This is a genomic window from Microbacterium sp. A94 (assembly GCF_051842855.1).
In the GTDB taxonomy this organism is placed as follows: Bacteria; Actinomycetota; Actinomycetes; order Actinomycetales; family Microbacteriaceae; genus Microbacterium.
The window spans coordinates 133,941-148,651 of sequence record NZ_JBPXMU010000001.1 but is presented as its reverse complement, the minus strand read 5'-3'; the positions used below and the strand labels follow the sequence as shown (position 1 = coordinate 148,651).

Below are 14,711 nucleotides of genomic sequence, written 5' to 3'. Positions count from 1 at the left end.
CCGACACTGCGCCGCATTGGCACGGTCGGAGCGCACACTCCCGTGTCGATTGTCAGTAGTCGCTGGCTGTCTCGACGTCTTCGACGATTGCGCGGGTGCTCGAGACGCCCAGGCGTGTCGCGCCCGCGGCGATCATGGCCTCGGCAACCTCACGCGTGCGAATTCCGCCGGAAGCCTTAACCTCGAGACGGTCGCCGACGGTGCTCTTCATCAGCTCGACCGCGTGAACGGATGCTCCACCCGCCGGGTGAAAACCGGTCGATGTCTTCACGAAATCCGCTCCGGCGGCTTCTGCCGCGCGGCTGACGGCCACGATGGCCTCATCGCTGAGCGCCGCCGATTCCATGATCACCTTGAGCACGATGGGCGCGGGAGCAGCTTCCCGGACGGCGCGGATATCGGACTCCACTCGGGCGTAGTCACCCTCGATCGCGGCTCCGATGTCGATGACCATGTCAAGCTCGTCGGCACCCTGTGCCACCGCAAGCGCAGCCTCTGCAGCTTTGATCTCTGAGTGGTGCTTACCGCTGGGGAAACCGATCACGACAGCCAGCTTCAATCCCTCGGGCAGATCGATCGGGAGCATCGACGGCGACAGGCACACACTGTAAGCGCCGAGCTCGGCTGCCTCTGCAATGGTCGCGGCGACATCAGCTCGGGTTGCCTCCGGCTTCAGAAGAGTGTGGTCGGCGTAACGCGCGAGGTTCTGCGTCATGAGTGTTCTCCTTGAGATCTGGATCGGACAGATGTGGGTCATCGGCACGATGGCCGATGACCCACATCTCGATTAGGACCGCTTACGCGTCGTCAACACCTGGTCAACGACACCATAGTCAAGAGCCTCAGCCGCGGAGAGAATCATGTCGCGGTCGATGTCCTTGTTGACCTGTTCAACGGGCTTGCCGGTGTGCTTGGCCATGGTCTCTTCGAGCCACGTGCGCATGCGCAGGATCTCGGCAGCCTGGATCTCAATGTCCGACGCCTGACCGTGCCCTGCTTCACCCATTGCCGGCTGGTGCATCAGCACGCGGGCGTTGGGCAGAGCGAGACGCTTGCCTGGTGCTCCTGCTGCCAGCAGCACCGATGCGGCAGAGGCCGCCTGGCCGAGAACGACAGTCTGAATCTGCGGCGCAACGTACTGCATCGTGTCGTAGATCGCCGTCATCGCGGTGAAGGATCCCCCGGGTGAGTTGATGTACATCGTGATGTCACGCTCGGCGTCCTGGCTCTCGAGCACCAAGAGCTGCGCCATGACGTCGTCAGCGGAGACGTCGTCGACCTGTACGCCCAGGAAGATCACGCGATCTTCGAAGAGCTTGTTGTACGGATCCTGACGCTTGAAGCCGTACGCCGTGCGCTCCTCGAACTGCGGGAGCACGTAGCGGCTGGAGGGCAGGTTGCCAGCGGATTGGAAAGTAGGGGTGTACATAGATATCCTCTCGAATCCGTTATTCAGCCGAGTCGGCGGTGCCGCCGCCGCCGATGACATCGGAGGCCGACTCGCGAATGTGATCGACGAAGCCGTACTCGAGCGCCTCAGCTGCTGTGAACCAACGGTCACGGTCACCGTCTTCGTTGATCTGCTCGACGCTCTTCCCGGTCTGTGCGGCCGTGATCTCGGCCAGACGGTTCTTCATCGAGACGATCAACTGGGCCTGCGTCTGGATGTCACTCGAGGTGCCACCAAAGCCGCCGTGCGGCTGGTGCAGCAGAACGCGGGCGTTGGGCGTGATGTACCGCTTGCCCTTGGTCCCAGCAGTGAGCAGCAGCTGCCCCATGGACGCCGCCATGCCGATGCCGACCGTGACGATGTCGTTGGGCACGAACTGCATCGTGTCGTAGATCGCCATACCCGCGGTGATCGAGCCACCGGGCGAGTTGACGTAAAGATAGATGTCCTTCTCCGAGTCCTCTGCGGCGAGAAGAAGAATCTTCGCGCAAATCTCGTTGGCGTTATCGTCACGCACCTCTGACCCCAGCCAGATGATGCGGTCCTTCAGCAGTCTGTCAAAGACGCTTGTCGCGACAAGGGGTTCTGCAGCCATTTCAGCTCCTGTTTCCGTGTTCGGTGATTCGAATCTACCGGCGCACGCGCCGCGCTCAGGCCGTGTTCGCCGTCGGCATATCAGCGTGGCGCACCAGATGAACGATCGCCGAGTCAGCAGACCTGTTCAGACGCCGGTAGCGTCGAGGTATGAGTGATACCGCACCCCTGCTCGGACTGCTGCTCGATGTCGATGGCCCGATCGCCAGCCCTGTGACCCGCACGGTCGCGATTCGGTCGATTGTGACCGATCTGGTGGAGCTTGCCGGCGCTGGCATCCCGATCGTTTTCAATACCGGACGCTCCGACGCTTTTCTGCGCGAGGAAGTCGTCATGCCGCTTGTCGCCGCCGGTCTTCCCGAGCATGCGCGGGTTTTCGCCGTGTGCGAGAAGGGCGCCGTGTGGTTCGCCATCACTCCCGAAGGTGCTGGCGAGATCGAGGTGTCGCATGAACTCGCGGTTCCGGCATCCTACGCAGAATCGATCGAAAAGCTCGTCGGGGAGCGATTCGATGATCACATGTTCTTCGACCGCACCAAACGCGCCATGGTTTCGATCGAGCAGCACACGAGTATCGACAACGCCGCCTACAAGGTGCGACAGGTTGAGTTCGACGCCGCGGCCTTCGATGAGATGGGCCGGCACGATCTAGGGATCGAACACAATGGCAAACGCGCCGCGGATGCTGTCGGCGACGTCGGGTACCGCATCGACTCGACGATCATCTCCACCGATATCGAATCGGTCCGGCTCGGCAAGGATCTCGGCGCAATGCGCGCGATCGAGATGCTGCTGCCGAATGGCCCGCTGCCTCAGCAGTGGCGCACGGTGGGCGACTCGCGCACCGACTACGCGATGGCCGACTGGCTACACGAGCAGGGCTTCGCTGTTGCTCATGTCGATGTGCGGCCGGCCGATGGCATTCCGGAGACGCCCTACCCCGTACTGACCGCCGGAGAGTTGATCCACGACGAAGCAGGGGCTGCGTTCCTCACGCGCTGGGTCGAGATGGTGCGCGGCACGGCCACGCACGATACCGACGTGCGCTGAGCTCCTCGAGAACGAGTTCGTTCTCGAAGCTTCCCGCTTCAACGCGAAAGGACGGATGCCGAAGCATCCGTCCTTTCGTCAAATTACAGCGCGATTACTCGGCTGCGTCAGCCTTCTTCGCCGGAGCCTTCTTGGCGGCCGGCTTCTTCGCAGCGGGCTTCTTCGCGGCCGGCTTCTCGTCAGCAGCGTCAGCGTCGGTAGCCTCAGCGTCAGCAGCCTTCTTGGCGGCCGGCTTCTTAGCGGCGGCCTTCTTCGCCGGAGCCTTCTTCGCAGCAGGCTTCTCATCGGCGGAAGCGTCAGCCGACTCAGCAGCCTCGTCCTCGTCATCGACGGCGACCAGGCTCGACAGGTCCACGGGCTTGCCGTTGGTGTCGACCACGTTGACCTTGCCCAGGGCGATCGCGAGCGCCTTGTTGCGGGCGACCTCGCCGACCAGTGCGGGCAGCTGGTTCGAGGACTGCAGCGCCTCGACGAACTCCTGCGGAGCCATGCCGTACTGCGCAGCGGACTGGATCAGGTACTGGCTCAGCTCTTCCTGCGAAACCTGCACGTCAGCCTGCTCGGCGATCGTGTCGAGGAGGACCTGCGTGCGGAACTGCTTCTCGCTGGCCTCGGTAACCTCAGCGCGGTGCTCGTCATCCTCAAGGCGGTTCTCACCTTCGAGGTGGTTGTGCACCTCGTCTTCGATGAGCTGCGGCGGAACGGGGATTTCAACCTTCTCGAGCAGCGCCTCGATGAGCTTGTCGCGTGCGGCCGAGCCCTGTGCGAAGATGGCCTGCTCGCTCACGCGCTCGGCGAGGCTGTCGCGCAGCTCAGCGATGGTGTCGAACTCACTTGCGATCTGAGCGAAGTCGTCGTCTGCCTCAGGAAGCTCGCGCTCCTTGACAGCCTTGACGGTCACGGATACCTCGGCCTCGGCGCCGGCGTTGTCGCCACCGACGAGCTTCGAGCGGAACGTCGTGTCCTCGCCAGCAGTGAGCGACTCAACGGCGTCATCGATGCCCTCAAGCAGCTCGCCGGAGCCGACCTCGTAGGAGACACCCTCGGCGCGGTCGATCTCGTTGTCGTCGATCGTGGCAACCAGGTCGAGCTCAACGAAGTCACCCTTCGCTGCCGGACGGTCGACGGGGATGAGCGTGCCGAAACGGGCGCGCAGCTGGTCAAGCTCAGCGTCCAGCGCAGCGTCGTCAGCTTCGACTGCGTCAACGGTCAGCGTGATCTCGTCGAACGCGGGAACCTCGATCTCGGGGCGCACGTCCACCTCGACATCGACGAGCAGGTCTCCAGAGAAGTCCTTCTCGTTCGGCCACTGGGTGATGTCAGCGGACGGACGGCCGACGACGCGGAGCTTGTGCTCGTTGGCAGCCTCGCGGAAGAACTTGTCAAGCGACTCGTTGGCAGCGTGCTCGATGACGGCGCCGCGGCCGATGCGCTGGTCAATGATAGGAGCGGGGACCTTGCCCTTGCGGAAGCCGGGGATCTGGACGTCCTGCGCGATGTGCTCATACGCGTGCGCGATGCTGGGCTTCAGGTCGTCCGGGGTGACCGTGATGGTGAGCTTCACCCGGGTCGGGGTCAGCTTCTCGACGGTGCTATTCGCCATGCTTGTGTGTCTCCTTTTGGATTTCCGCGCAACGGCGCGGCCGTGAGGTTTTAGGGGGCCGTTGTCGGGGCGACAGGATTTGAACCTGCGACTTCCCGCTCCCAAAGCGGGCGCTCTACCAAGCTGAGCTACGCCCCGGTCGATCCCGTAGACGGGAACGGCCTCGTCGAGTCTAACGGACAGGAACACTCTCAACGTCCGCTATGCTAATCAGGTCCGGTTTTGACCGGGTTCGGTCCCAGAGCTAGTCGATGGGTCCGGGGCTGTAGCTTAGTGGTAAAGCCTCTGTCTTCCAAACAGATGATGCGAGTTCGATTCTCGTCAGCCCCTCCACTTCTTCGGAAGGATGCGCCGTGACCGAGTCACCAGCTCCTCCGGGTTCAGCACGACGCATCATTGTCATTCGCCTGGCAGTGACTGTTGCTGTGATCGGCATCCTGTTCGGAGCTGTTCAGCTGACAGCGAATCTGCTTTATGACGACGCGCGACGCGCATTCGATTCGCTCGCAACGGATGCCGAGAACAGTCACTCATCCTTGGTCGAAGCCGTCGACGAACTTCACGCGGTCAGCAAAGCTGGAGAGAGCGTCATCGCCACAGCCAGCGTCTGGCTGATGGATGCTGAGGCCAAGCAGAACCTCGCCACTGCTGTTGACGACGCTGCGCCCGTGGCGGAGCAGATGACCACGACGGCAGGCGAAACCGTACCCACAGCAACGACGAAGCCCGGGTGGGCATGGGAATTGTTCGGCGCGACAGCGCAGCTCAATGCCGATTCTTCGACGACCGTCCGACTGATCGACGGCTACAGGTCGGCGAGTCAGGATGCTGCGGCCGCCACGAGTGTGCTGCAAGAAGCGGGCACCGCTGCTGTGACCTCGGCAACCGAATCAGCCGAACAGTTCGAGGCCGACCATATCTCGGCGCGCAACCCCGATATCGTGGCTTTTCGCGCTGCTACTCAACGCCTGACTCGGTCTTCCGATGACTTCTCCACCGAAGCATCCACCGCTTACTTGGACATGGAACAGGCAGCTGCCGCCATGCTTACATCCGAGCATGCCGAACTCATGGAGAAGAGTGGCCCGCTGAACTCCGCTCGAGACGAGGTCGAGACCTTCGCTCGCAGCCTCGCACCCGGCCTCCTTCTTGACTTCGACTGGGCACCGCTCGTCAACGGATTCGGGGATGCAGACAGCATGGGCGGTTACGCAAGTTGGTGGTACGGCGATCCGGGCTACGCGAATATCGAGTTGTCGAACTCGGTGGCGGAGCGCTGGCCGAGCGAGCGCAGCAGAGCCCTGGTCGCGCATGAGGTCGGTCACGCGATCAGCGTTCGATGCGAGGGCGCATATGACGATTCGTCACAGGACAAGGTCGAGGACTGGGCGACAGCGTGGGCCATCAGCATGGGCTACCTCAACCGGGCCAACGGAACATCCACCTACGGCACTCCCCCACAAGAACTGATCGACACTGCCGCTGCATGCCGTTAATGAGCCCGATTTGCATGCGTTCGCATATGGATTTGGTATGCTGATGTTTTTACCGATATCGACCAAGGCCTCAACGGGGGTTATGGTGTCGAGTAACAGGGCGTCCTACCCAAACGCCCACTATGAGGGGGATCCATCATGACCGAAGCTGTAGCCACACCTAAATCTGTCAGTTCTCGCACGAAGGCGATCGTCGCCATCGCCGCTGGAGCCGTTCTCCTGCTCGGCGGCGGAACCACGCTCGCGTACTGGTCGACGACACAGACGCTAGCCGGCGGAACCGTCGCCAGTGGTGACCTCGACATCCAACCCGTCGGCGGACAGACGTGGACCCTTGTCGGAGAGGACGGTACAGAAGTCGTCGTCACCGATCTGTCCACCATCGACATCGTCCCCGGCGACACGCTTCAGCTCACCGGTGATTTCGCGCTCACCCTCATCGGTGACAATCTCGTTGCCGACCTCACCGTGTCTGACGTGGCTAATCTTCCCGCTGGTATCGTCACACCCGTTGTTGTGAACGTCGAGGATTCAACGGGCGTCGCCTTCCCCGGTACCGGGTTGACCAGTGACCTGAATGGGGAGACTGTCAGCGTCAACGTCGACTTCCAGTTCGATCCCCAAACCGTCGGCACCGACTTGCAGTTGACCGATTTTACTTTCGAGGACATCACGCTGACGCTCACGCAGGTTCAACCGTAAGGCAACGTCTGAAGCAGCGGTAAGCATGCGTCGCCTGGTGATCGGTGCCGCCGCCGGGGTCCTCGTGGCCCTAGCGGCGGCAACCGGAGTGTCCGCTTACTGGCAGGCACAGCAGACAATTCCAGGCGAGGTCGTCACGAGCGGGGACTTGGCAATCTCGGCTGACTGGCTAGGGGGTACCCCGGTATGGGCGGCGCTCTACCCTGGGCAGAGCACAGCGGATGCCATGATTCGCGTGACTTCGACCAACTCAGGAGACAACCTTGCTTGGAAGGTACGTCTCACCGGCGCTGTCCCTGCCAGTTTCGATCCGTATGCCACCCTCCAGGCGTGGGTGGGCGCATGCGGCACAGGTGCGCCGATCCCGGCTGATGGATACGGAGAGTTCACCTCAAGCACGAGCGCCGTCGACATCTGCGTGCGCTACGGTTTGTCGGCAAGCGCGCCAAACACTCTGCAGGGACAAGTGCTGGACCCGACGATCACAGTGACCGCCGAGCAGGTGAGTCCGTGAAACCTCAGCGAGCGAAGAAGTTCCGCCGCGCCGGAGTCGCCGCAGTTCTGGCCGCGGTGCTGGCATTCGGCGTGTCGTCATCGTCGTGGGCGTACTGGAGCGCGAGCGCAACGCTTCCTGCCGTGCCACTCGTCGCTGCGGTTCCGACGCCATCAAATTTCACATGCACGAGCATCCCTGGCGGTTTACTAAACATCCCGCCGCCATATGTGCGCCTCAATTGGGAAGCAGCGTCACCTGCGACGGGGTGGACGTATCAAGTCGTCCTGCGCACTGACACGCAAGAAGCCGTGCTGACCACTACCTCGGCGAGAAGCTACGACGTCAAGGGGAACCTGCTATCGGGTGTGACAGGCACCCTCGCGATAGTCGTCAACGCACTGCTGACAGGTAGCTCGCAGGTCTACGTGGAGGTGCGGGCGATCCAGACCTCGTCTGGTTGGGTATCTGACCCCACAGTCGGTCACCAGATCGCGCTTTCTGGTGGGCTTCTAGGTGGCCTGTTAGGCGGATTGCGATGCGCACCTTAGCCCAACGGAGCTCACGCCCATTGGCACGCACCCGCCGCATCGTTGGCACGATTGTGCTGTCCGCCGTCTGCGCCCTTGCTTTCTTCACCGTCGTCATCCCCTTCGTGCTCGGCGCGCAGAGCTACACGGTCCTCACTGGCAGCATGCGTCCGGCTCTTGACCCCGGCCATCTCATTGCCGTCCGGGAGACACCAATCGACGAGATCAAAGTCGGCGACATCGTCACTTTTCAGATCGAATCAGGTAAACCCGAGGTCGCGACACACCGCGTCGTCGGCATCGGCTATGGCGCGGACAGTGACCGTTTGCTCATCACTCAAGGTGACGCGAACAACGTGCAGGATGCGAACCCTGTGCAGGAGGTCCAGCTACGCGGGGTTGTCGTCTATGCGATCCCCTGGCTCGGGTACATCAATATCTGGGCCACGCCAGCGGTGAAGTCCACCCTCGTCACGGTTCTCGGTGTCGGCGCGATCGGCTGGGGCCTGTTCATGCTCGTGAAAGACACCCGGACGCGACGACGGGTGGCACGGGCGGGAGCAGCCGTCACCACCGCCGCACTGCTGGTCATCGCATTCCCTTTCGCCACGACCACGCCAGCTCAGGCTGCTACAACTTCGGAGTATCTCCTTCTCAGCACCGACGGCATCACCTGGACGACGGGATCGAACCTCGCTCTGCCTGACGTCGCCAAGCGGATCGTCCCTGGCAAGCAGGTTCCGATCGAACTCTGGGTGCGCAACGCGAGCAGTGATGCCGCTGAGTTCACGATCACCGGACTCTGGTCGCCCGGCGACTCGACCGCCCCAGAAGATATCGCCCTCGCGGCCGATCTCATCCCGCCGCGACTCGAAGGTCAAGCACTCGCCCCGGGCGACAGCGTCCAGGCTCCCGTCTCCGTTGGCCTCGCCGCATCCTCCAACAACTCGACGCGCACGGCATCCGCGGTCCTTACCGTGAGTGTCACGCTCACGCAGTCCGTCGGATCGCCCATCGATGATCCGCTGGCTACGACCGGCGCCACGATCCCCACCGGGCTCATCATCTCCGCAGCCGTTCTCGTCGGCGCCGGGCTGCTCGTGCTGCTTATTCGCCTCATCGCAGCCAGACGAAAAAACCGCCGCGACCCATAAGGATCACGACGGTTTCGTCAAAGAACTAAAGCGGCGGCAATCAGGCCTGTCCGCGGCGCTCGCGTAGTTGAGTGAGCGCGTCCTCCAGCAGCTGAACAGCCTCGTCGTCGCTGCGACGCTCCTTCACGTACGCGAGGTGCGTCTTGTATGGCTCGTTCTTGCCGATTTCGGGCGGGTTGTTCTTGTCGCGGCCGGCCGGCAGCCCCGAACGGGGGTGGTCGATCGTCTCAGGAATCTCTTCGTCGGGAAGCCCCGCAGCGAAGTAGCGAACAGTCTCGTTGCCGAGGCCGTCCCAGTACGAGACCGCGATGCGGTCGGCGTGGTAACCGTGGTCTTGTTCACCCATCGGGCCAGAACCGACACGGGTTCCGCGGATGGCGTTTCCTCCGGTAGCCATATTAGGCCACCACCTCCAGTTTGGTGATGAGCCCCAGCGCCACGATGGAGACGAACCACACCAGCGCGAGGATGATTGTGAAGCGGTTGAGGTTGCGCTCTGCGAGACCGGAAGATCCGACAGCAGAGGTCATCCCCCCACCGAACATGTCGGAAAGGCCGCCGCCGCGGCCCTTGTGGAGAAGGATGAGGAGAGTCAGCAGGACGCTGGTGATGCCCAGCACAACCTGCAGGACGAACTCAAGAATTGCCACGAGGGAGAGCCTTTCGCTGGGACAGAATTCCCGTAAGGGTCAAGTATACGACGGAGGCGGGGCCGAAACCCCGCCGCCGCTCATACGCCGACGTGCTTTTCGAATCGGATGATTGCGGCGAAGTCGTCAACGACGAGGCTCGCGCCACCGACCAAGGCACCGTCAACATCGGGTTCACGCATGAAGCTTGCGATGTTCGCTGCCTTCACCGAGCCACCGTAGAGAACACGGGTGCGCGCAGCAGCGTCCTCGTCCAGGCTCTTCGCCAAGACGCCGCGAAGCGCAGCGCACACATCCTGTGCCTGCTGCGGCGTCGCTGCCTGTCCAGAGCCGATGGCCCAGACCGGCTCGTAGGCGACCACAACGTCAGCGGATGCCGGAACGCCCTTGAGCGCCGCTTCCAACTGACCGGCCGGCACCGCACTGGCACCGAACTTCTCGAGGTCTTCTGCGGTCTCACCGACGCAGATCACGGGAACGAGCCCGTGCTTCAGCGCCGCCTGAACCTTCGCAGCCACAACGTCGTCACCCTCAGCGTGATACTCACGACGCTCCGAGTGGCCGATGATGACGTACTTCGCGTCGAGCTTGGCCAGGAATGCACCCGAGATCTCCCCCGTGTACGCACCCGAATCGTGTGCAGAGACATCCTGCGCACCCAGCTCGAACGGAATCTTGTCCGCATCGATCAGGGTCTGCACGCTGCGGATGTCGGTGAAGGGCGGGAACACCGCGACCTCGACCGAGCCCTCTTCGTGCTTGGCATCCTTCAACGCCCAGTGCAGCTTCTGAACGAAGGCGACCGCCTGCAGGTGGTCCAGGTTCATCTTCCAGTTGCCCGCAATCAGCGGGGTACGAGCTGTTACGCCCATCCGAGCACCTCCAGGCCGGGTAGTTTCTTGCCCTCGAGGAATTCGAGGCTGGCGCCTCCACCCGTCGAGATGTGACCGAACTGGTCATCGGCGAAGCCAAGCTGACGAACAGCCGCTGCCGAGTCACCGCCGCCGACCACGCTGAGGCCGTCGACCTCGGTGAGAGCCTGAGCGACTGTCTTTGTACCAGCAGCGAACGCTTCGAACTCGAACACGCCCATCGGGCCGTTCCAGAACACCGTCTTCGAGCTGCGGATCGCCTCGGCGAATGCCGCAGCGGTATCAGGTCCGATGTCGAGGCCGATGCCGGAAGCACCGAATGCGGACTGCTCAATGGCGTCTGCTGCGGTCACTTCGTACGCAGCATCCGCAGCGAACTTCTCGGCCACGACGACATCCGTCGGCAGCACGATCTCCACACCGCGCTCGGCTGCTTCAACGAGATAACCGCGAACAGTTTCGAGCTGGTCTTTCTCCAACAGGCTGGATGCCACAGCGTGGCCCTGCGCTGCGAGGAAGGTGAACAGCATCCCGCCACCGACCAGAATCCGGTCGACACGCGGAAGCAGATGCGAGATGACACCGAGCTTGTCGCTGACCTTCGAGCCACCGAGCACGACCGTGTAGGGGCGCTCCGGGTTCTCCGTCAGTCGGTCAAGAACCTCGAGCTCTGTCGCGATCAGGAGTCCAGCAGACGAGGGCAGCAGCTCCGCCAGTTCGTAGACGCTGGCCTGCTTGCGGTGCACGACGCCGAATCCATCAGAGACGAGCGCGTCGCCCAGTTCCGCAAGTTCAGCGGCGAAAGCCTGACGGGTTCCGTCGTCCTTCGACGTCTCTCCCGCATTGAAGCGCAGGTTCTCGATGACGACGACGCCGCCGTCCTCCAGCGAAGCAACAGCCTCACGGGCGGACTCGCCCACCGTGTCGCGAGCGAACGCGACCGGCTTGCCGAGCAGCTCGGCCAGCCGCTGCGCCACAGGCGCAAGGCTGTACTGCGGGTCCGGGGCGCCATCGGGGCGTCCCAGGTGTGAGCACACGATGACACGTGCGCCCGCATTGATGAGGGCATTCAAGGTCGGCAACGAGGCACGAACACGGCCATCGTCCGTTATGACGCCGTCCCGCAGAGGAACGTTCAGGTCACAACGGACGATGACGCGCTTGCCCTCGAGCGAACCCAGTGATTCCAGGGTGCGCAGGGTCATGATCTTCTTAGAGACGCTCTGCGACGTACTCGGTCAGGTCGACGAGACGGTTGGAGTAGCCCCACTCGTTGTCGTACCAGCTGGAGACCTTCACGAGGTTGCCGCTGACGTTGGTCAGCGTCGCGTCGAAGACCGACGAGTGTGCGTTGTGCACGATGTCGCTCGAAACGATCTCGTCCTCGTTGTACTGCAGGTAGCCCTTGAGGCGACCGTCAGCCGCTGCCTTCTTGTAGGCGGCGTTGACCTCGTCGACCGTGAGGTCGGAACGATCGGAGATGATCGTCAGGTCGACGATCGAGCCGGTGGGAACCGGCACGCGGTAGGAAGAGCCGCTGAGCTTGCCGTTGAGCTCGGGGAGCACAACGCCGATCGCCTTGGCAGCACCGGTCGAGGCCGGCGTGATGTTGATCGCTGCGCCACGTGCGCGACGCAGGTCGCTGTGCGGGCCATCCTGCAGGTTCTGGTCAGCCGTGTAGGCGTGCGCAGTCATCATGAAGCCGCGCTCGATGCCGAACTCATCGTTGAAGACCTGTGCCAACGGAGCGAGGCAGTTGGTGGTGCAGGACGCGTTGGAGATGATGTTGTGCGCGGCCGCGTCGTAGGTGTCCTCGTTCACGCCCATGACGAACGTGGCGTCGACGTCGGCGCCGGGAGCAGAGATCAGGACCTTCTTGGCGCCTGCATCGATGTGCTTCTGGGCGAGCGCACCCTTGGTGAAGAAGCCGGTCGACTCGATGACGATGTCGACACCCAGCTCGCCCCACGGGAGGTTTGCGGGGTCGCGCTCTGCGAACGCCTTGATCTTCTTGCCATTGACCGTGATGCTGTCGTCGTCGTAGCTGACTTCGGCATCCAGAACGCCGCTGACAGAGTCGTACTTGAGCAGGTGCGCAAGCGTCTTGTTGTCGGTGAGGTCATTCACCGCGACGATTTCGAGGTCTGCTCCCTGCGCGAGTGCTGCGCGGAAGTAGTTACGTCCGATACGGCCGAAGCCGTTGATGCCGATTTTGACAGACACTAAGGTCTCTCCCTGTTTCTCGAGCGCTCTCGCGCATTTTCAATAGAGAATTGGTGTGGACAACGGCGTCCCGACGAGCTGAATGCCCATCGGGACACTCGTCTTGGTTACGACAGTACCAGCAGGCCCTTCGTCTGGTTACGTGCAGTTTCGAGACGCTGGGCGACGTTCTCCCAGTTCGCGATGTTCCACGCGGCCTTGACGTAGTCAGCCTTCACGTTGAGGTAGTCCAGGTAGAAGGCGTGCTCCCACATGTCGAGCTGGAACAGCGGAATGGTTCCCATCGCCGTGTTCGAGTGCTGGTCGAACATCTGCTGGATGATCAGACGCTGGCCGATCGAGTCCCAGCTGAGTACAGCCCAGCCAGAACCCTGGATGCCCATCGCTGCAGCAGTGAAGTGCGCCTGGAACTTCTCGAACGAGCCGAAGAACTCGTCGATGGCAGCCTTGAGCTCACCCTCGGGCTGACCGCCGCCGTTCGGCGACAGGTTCGTCCAGAAGATGGAGTGGTTGACGTGGCCACCGAGGTTGAACGCGAGGTCCTTCTCGAGCTTGTTGACGTTTGCGAGGTTGCCGCTGTCGCGAGCCTCAGCGAGACCATCGAGCGCAGCGTTTGCACCAGTCACATACGCCTGGTGGTGCTTGTCATGGTGCAGTTCCATGATCTTGCCGCTGATGTGCGGTTCCAGGGCCGCGAAGTCATAGGGAAGGTCGGGAAGCGTGTAGATCGCCATGTCGTTTCATCCAATCCGCGCCGTACCGCGGCGCTTGTCGGTCCTCCACGCCACCCACATGCGGCGAGGAGCAGACTTTTTCATCCTACTGACGACAACGCCCGAGCGGTGGGGTTCCTTCCGCGGGTGGAGAAAATTGTCTGTCCTCTACCCGGGGGCGTGGGGATCAGACGTCGAGCCCGGCGGGGACGGCAGCTTCCGTGTTCGAGATGCCCTCCTGCTGGGCGCGCTTGTCTGCCATGGCCAGCAAGCGACGGATTCGGCCGGCGACGGCATCCTTCGTCAGCGGCGGCTCAGCGTGGTGACCGAGCTCATCCAGGCTGGCGTCACGATGGGCAAGACGCAGTTCACCGGCAAGGCGCAGGTGGTCGGGAACATCTTCGGCGAGGATCTCCAGCGCGCGCTCCACGCGGGCGCAGGCGGCCACTGCGGCCTGAGCTGAGCGACGCAGGTTCGCGTCGTCGAAGTTCACCAGGCGGTTGACGCCCGCTCGCACCTCGCGGCGCTGCCGCATTTCTTCCCAGGTGGCGGCCGTCTTCTGCGCGCCGATCTGGCTCAGGAGCGAACGGATAGATTCGCCTTCGCGGACGACCACTCGCGGCGTGCCACGTACTTCGCGTGCCTTCGCTGCGACCCCGAGCCGATGTGCGGCACCGACGAGGGCCATTGCAGCCTCGGAGGTCGGGCAGGTCACTTCGAGCATCGCCGAGCGTCCGGGCTCCGACAGCGTGCCGGCCGCGAGGAACGCACCGCGCCACAGACCGGCAATCTCTTCGCGAGACCCGGTGGTCAGACGGTTCGGAAGCCCGCGCACGGGACGACGGCGCTGATCCAAGAGGCCGGTCTGGCGAGCAAGGGTCTCCCCTGCCGCAATCACACGGACGGCGTAGCGTGCACCATCGTGGGAGCTGGCCGACTGCACCTGAGCGATTTCGGGGCGAACGCCGTAGATCTCGGCGAGGTCGCGTGCGACGCGACGCGCCAGCAGGTCGGCGTCCACCTCTGCCTCGACTGCGACGCGACCGGCGATCGAGTGAAGACCACCGGCGAAGCGGAGGATCGCAGTGACTTCAGCGACCCGCACTGTCGGGGGTGCGTTGCGGATGCTGATGAGTTCAGCCTTGACATCGGTGGTTAGCGCCACGGGACTCCTTGTAAAA

The 14,711-nt window shown here is 62.9% G+C and carries 17 protein-coding genes and 2 tRNA genes; 7 read left to right on the top strand and 12 right to left on the bottom strand.

Annotation, left to right across the window (positions count from 1 at the left end):
- Window positions 1-52: 52 nt before the first annotated feature.
- The 3 genes from deoC to ACSU1L_RS00745 all read right to left on the bottom strand — a co-directional run bounded on the left by deoC (window position 53) and on the right by ACSU1L_RS00745 (window position 2,045).
- Window positions 53-715: a deoxyribose-phosphate aldolase gene (gene deoC, locus ACSU1L_RS00755; RefSeq protein WP_439254275.1), complete on the bottom strand. Its 663-nt coding sequence runs from the start codon at window positions 713-715 to the stop codon at window positions 53-55.
- Window positions 716-787: 72 nt separating this feature from the next.
- Complete coding sequence (locus ACSU1L_RS00750; protein WP_438255402.1) at window positions 788-1,429, bottom strand: ATP-dependent Clp protease proteolytic subunit; 642 nt, start codon at window positions 1,427-1,429, stop codon at window positions 788-790.
- Window positions 1,430-1,448: 19 nt separating this feature from the next.
- Window positions 1,449-2,045 (bottom strand): ATP-dependent Clp protease proteolytic subunit, encoded by a 597-nt coding sequence (locus tag ACSU1L_RS00745; RefSeq protein ID WP_438255401.1) that lies wholly within the window; start codon window positions 2,043-2,045, stop codon window positions 1,449-1,451.
- Between the two features lie 149 nt (window positions 2,046-2,194).
- Between ACSU1L_RS00745 and ACSU1L_RS00740 the strand changes: the two genes are divergently transcribed.
- Window positions 2,195-3,094, top strand: a complete 900-nt coding sequence (locus ACSU1L_RS00740) for a hypothetical protein (protein WP_439254273.1) — start codon at window positions 2,195-2,197, stop codon at window positions 3,092-3,094.
- A 94-nt stretch (window positions 3,095-3,188) separates the two neighbouring features.
- Here the strand turns inward: ACSU1L_RS00740 and tig are convergent, their stop codons facing one another.
- A complete protein-coding gene (gene tig / locus ACSU1L_RS00735; RefSeq protein WP_439254272.1) occupies window positions 3,189-4,697 on the bottom strand; it encodes a trigger factor in 1,509 nt (502 codons plus the stop codon).
- A gap of 64 nt (window positions 4,698-4,761) precedes the next feature.
- Window positions 4,762-4,835: transfer RNA gene (locus ACSU1L_RS00730), tRNA-Pro, on the bottom strand.
- A 121-nt stretch (window positions 4,836-4,956) separates the two neighbouring features.
- On the opposite strand from ACSU1L_RS00730, the gene ACSU1L_RS00725 reads away from it, so the two are divergent.
- The 6 genes from ACSU1L_RS00725 to ACSU1L_RS00700 all read left to right on the top strand — a co-directional run bounded on the left by ACSU1L_RS00725 (window position 4,957) and on the right by ACSU1L_RS00700 (window position 9,072).
- A tRNA-Gly gene (locus ACSU1L_RS00725) sits at window positions 4,957-5,030 on the top strand.
- A 20-nt stretch (window positions 5,031-5,050) separates the two neighbouring features.
- The gene (locus ACSU1L_RS00720; RefSeq protein ID WP_439254271.1) at window positions 5,051-6,193 is read left to right on the top strand and encodes a hypothetical protein; all 1,143 of its coding nucleotides are present in this window, start codon (window positions 5,051-5,053) and stop codon (window positions 6,191-6,193) included.
- Window positions 6,194-6,331: 138 nt separating this feature from the next.
- Entirely contained in the window at window positions 6,332-6,895 is a 564-nt protein-coding gene (locus ACSU1L_RS00715; protein WP_439254269.1) for an alternate-type signal peptide domain-containing protein, read from the top strand.
- Window positions 6,896-6,920: 25 nt separating this feature from the next.
- The gene (locus ACSU1L_RS00710) at window positions 6,921-7,409 is read left to right on the top strand and encodes a hypothetical protein (protein ID WP_439254268.1); all 489 of its coding nucleotides are present in this window, start codon (window positions 6,921-6,923) and stop codon (window positions 7,407-7,409) included.
- Window positions 7,406-7,939 carry a hypothetical protein gene (locus ACSU1L_RS00705; RefSeq protein ID WP_439254267.1) on the top strand — a complete coding sequence of 178 codons (534 nt, stop codon included), beginning with the start codon at window positions 7,406-7,408 and terminating at the stop codon, window positions 7,937-7,939. The genes ACSU1L_RS00710 and ACSU1L_RS00705 overlap by 4 nt, the downstream gene beginning before the upstream one ends.
- A gap of 20 nt (window positions 7,940-7,959) precedes the next feature.
- Complete coding sequence (locus tag ACSU1L_RS00700; RefSeq protein WP_439254266.1) at window positions 7,960-9,072, top strand: signal peptidase I; 1,113 nt, start codon at window positions 7,960-7,962, stop codon at window positions 9,070-9,072.
- A gap of 40 nt (window positions 9,073-9,112) precedes the next feature.
- On the opposite strand, the gene ACSU1L_RS00695 is transcribed toward ACSU1L_RS00700, so the two are convergent.
- From ACSU1L_RS00695 to whiA, 7 genes are all read right to left on the bottom strand, one after another.
- On the bottom strand, window positions 9,113-9,469 hold the full coding sequence (locus ACSU1L_RS00695) for an RNA polymerase-binding protein RbpA (RefSeq protein ID WP_438255393.1): 357 nt from the start codon (window positions 9,467-9,469) through the stop codon (window positions 9,113-9,115).
- Between the two features lies 1 nt (window position 9,470).
- Window positions 9,471-9,722: a preprotein translocase subunit SecG gene (secG, locus tag ACSU1L_RS00690; RefSeq protein WP_438255392.1), complete on the bottom strand. Its 252-nt coding sequence runs from the start codon at window positions 9,720-9,722 to the stop codon at window positions 9,471-9,473.
- A gap of 80 nt (window positions 9,723-9,802) precedes the next feature.
- Window positions 9,803-10,594 carry a triose-phosphate isomerase gene (gene tpiA / locus ACSU1L_RS00685; protein ID WP_438255391.1) on the bottom strand — a complete coding sequence of 264 codons (792 nt, stop codon included), beginning with the start codon at window positions 10,592-10,594 and terminating at the stop codon, window positions 9,803-9,805.
- Window positions 10,585-11,799, bottom strand: coding sequence for a phosphoglycerate kinase (locus ACSU1L_RS00680; RefSeq protein ID WP_438255390.1), 1,215 nt, complete (start codon window positions 11,797-11,799; stop codon window positions 10,585-10,587). The genes tpiA and ACSU1L_RS00680 overlap by 10 nt, the downstream gene beginning before the upstream one ends.
- Before the next feature lie 7 nt (window positions 11,800-11,806).
- A complete protein-coding gene (gap, locus tag ACSU1L_RS00675; protein ID WP_439254263.1) occupies window positions 11,807-12,817 on the bottom strand; it encodes a type I glyceraldehyde-3-phosphate dehydrogenase in 1,011 nt (336 codons plus the stop codon).
- Between the two features lie 107 nt (window positions 12,818-12,924).
- Window positions 12,925-13,551, bottom strand: a complete 627-nt coding sequence (locus tag ACSU1L_RS00670; protein WP_438255388.1) for a superoxide dismutase — start codon at window positions 13,549-13,551, stop codon at window positions 12,925-12,927.
- Window positions 13,552-13,717: 166 nt separating this feature from the next.
- Window positions 13,718-14,695, bottom strand: coding sequence for a DNA-binding protein WhiA (gene whiA, locus ACSU1L_RS00665; protein ID WP_438255387.1), 978 nt, complete (start codon window positions 14,693-14,695; stop codon window positions 13,718-13,720).
- Window positions 14,696-14,711: the final 16 nt, after the last annotated feature.

Coding starts and splice junctions, on each gene's coding strand:
- deoC (WP_439254275.1), bottom strand. CDS start 715: ATGACGCAGAACCTCGCGCGTTACGCCGACCACACTCTTCTGAAGCCG.
- ACSU1L_RS00750 (WP_438255402.1), bottom strand. CDS start 1,429: ATGTACACCCCTACTTTCCAATCCGCTGGCAACCTGCCCTCCAGCCGC.
- ACSU1L_RS00745 (WP_438255401.1), bottom strand. CDS start 2,045: ATGGCTGCAGAACCCCTTGTCGCGACAAGCGTCTTTGACAGACTGCTG.
- ACSU1L_RS00740 (WP_439254273.1), top strand. CDS start 2,195: ATGAGTGATACCGCACCCCTGCTCGGACTGCTGCTCGATGTCGATGGC.
- tig (WP_439254272.1), bottom strand. CDS start 4,697: ATGGCGAATAGCACCGTCGAGAAGCTGACCCCGACCCGGGTGAAGCTC.
- ACSU1L_RS00715 (WP_439254269.1), top strand. CDS start 6,332: ATGACCGAAGCTGTAGCCACACCTAAATCTGTCAGTTCTCGCACGAAG.
- ACSU1L_RS00710 (WP_439254268.1), top strand. CDS start 6,921: ATGCGTCGCCTGGTGATCGGTGCCGCCGCCGGGGTCCTCGTGGCCCTA.
- ACSU1L_RS00695 (WP_438255393.1), bottom strand. CDS start 9,469: ATGGCTACCGGAGGAAACGCCATCCGCGGAACCCGTGTCGGTTCTGGC.
- tpiA (WP_438255391.1), bottom strand. CDS start 10,594: ATGGGCGTAACAGCTCGTACCCCGCTGATTGCGGGCAACTGGAAGATG.
- ACSU1L_RS00680 (WP_438255390.1), bottom strand. CDS start 11,799: ATGACCCTGCGCACCCTGGAATCACTGGGTTCGCTCGAGGGCAAGCGC.
- ACSU1L_RS00670 (WP_438255388.1), bottom strand. CDS start 13,551: ATGGCGATCTACACGCTTCCCGACCTTCCCTATGACTTCGCGGCCCTG.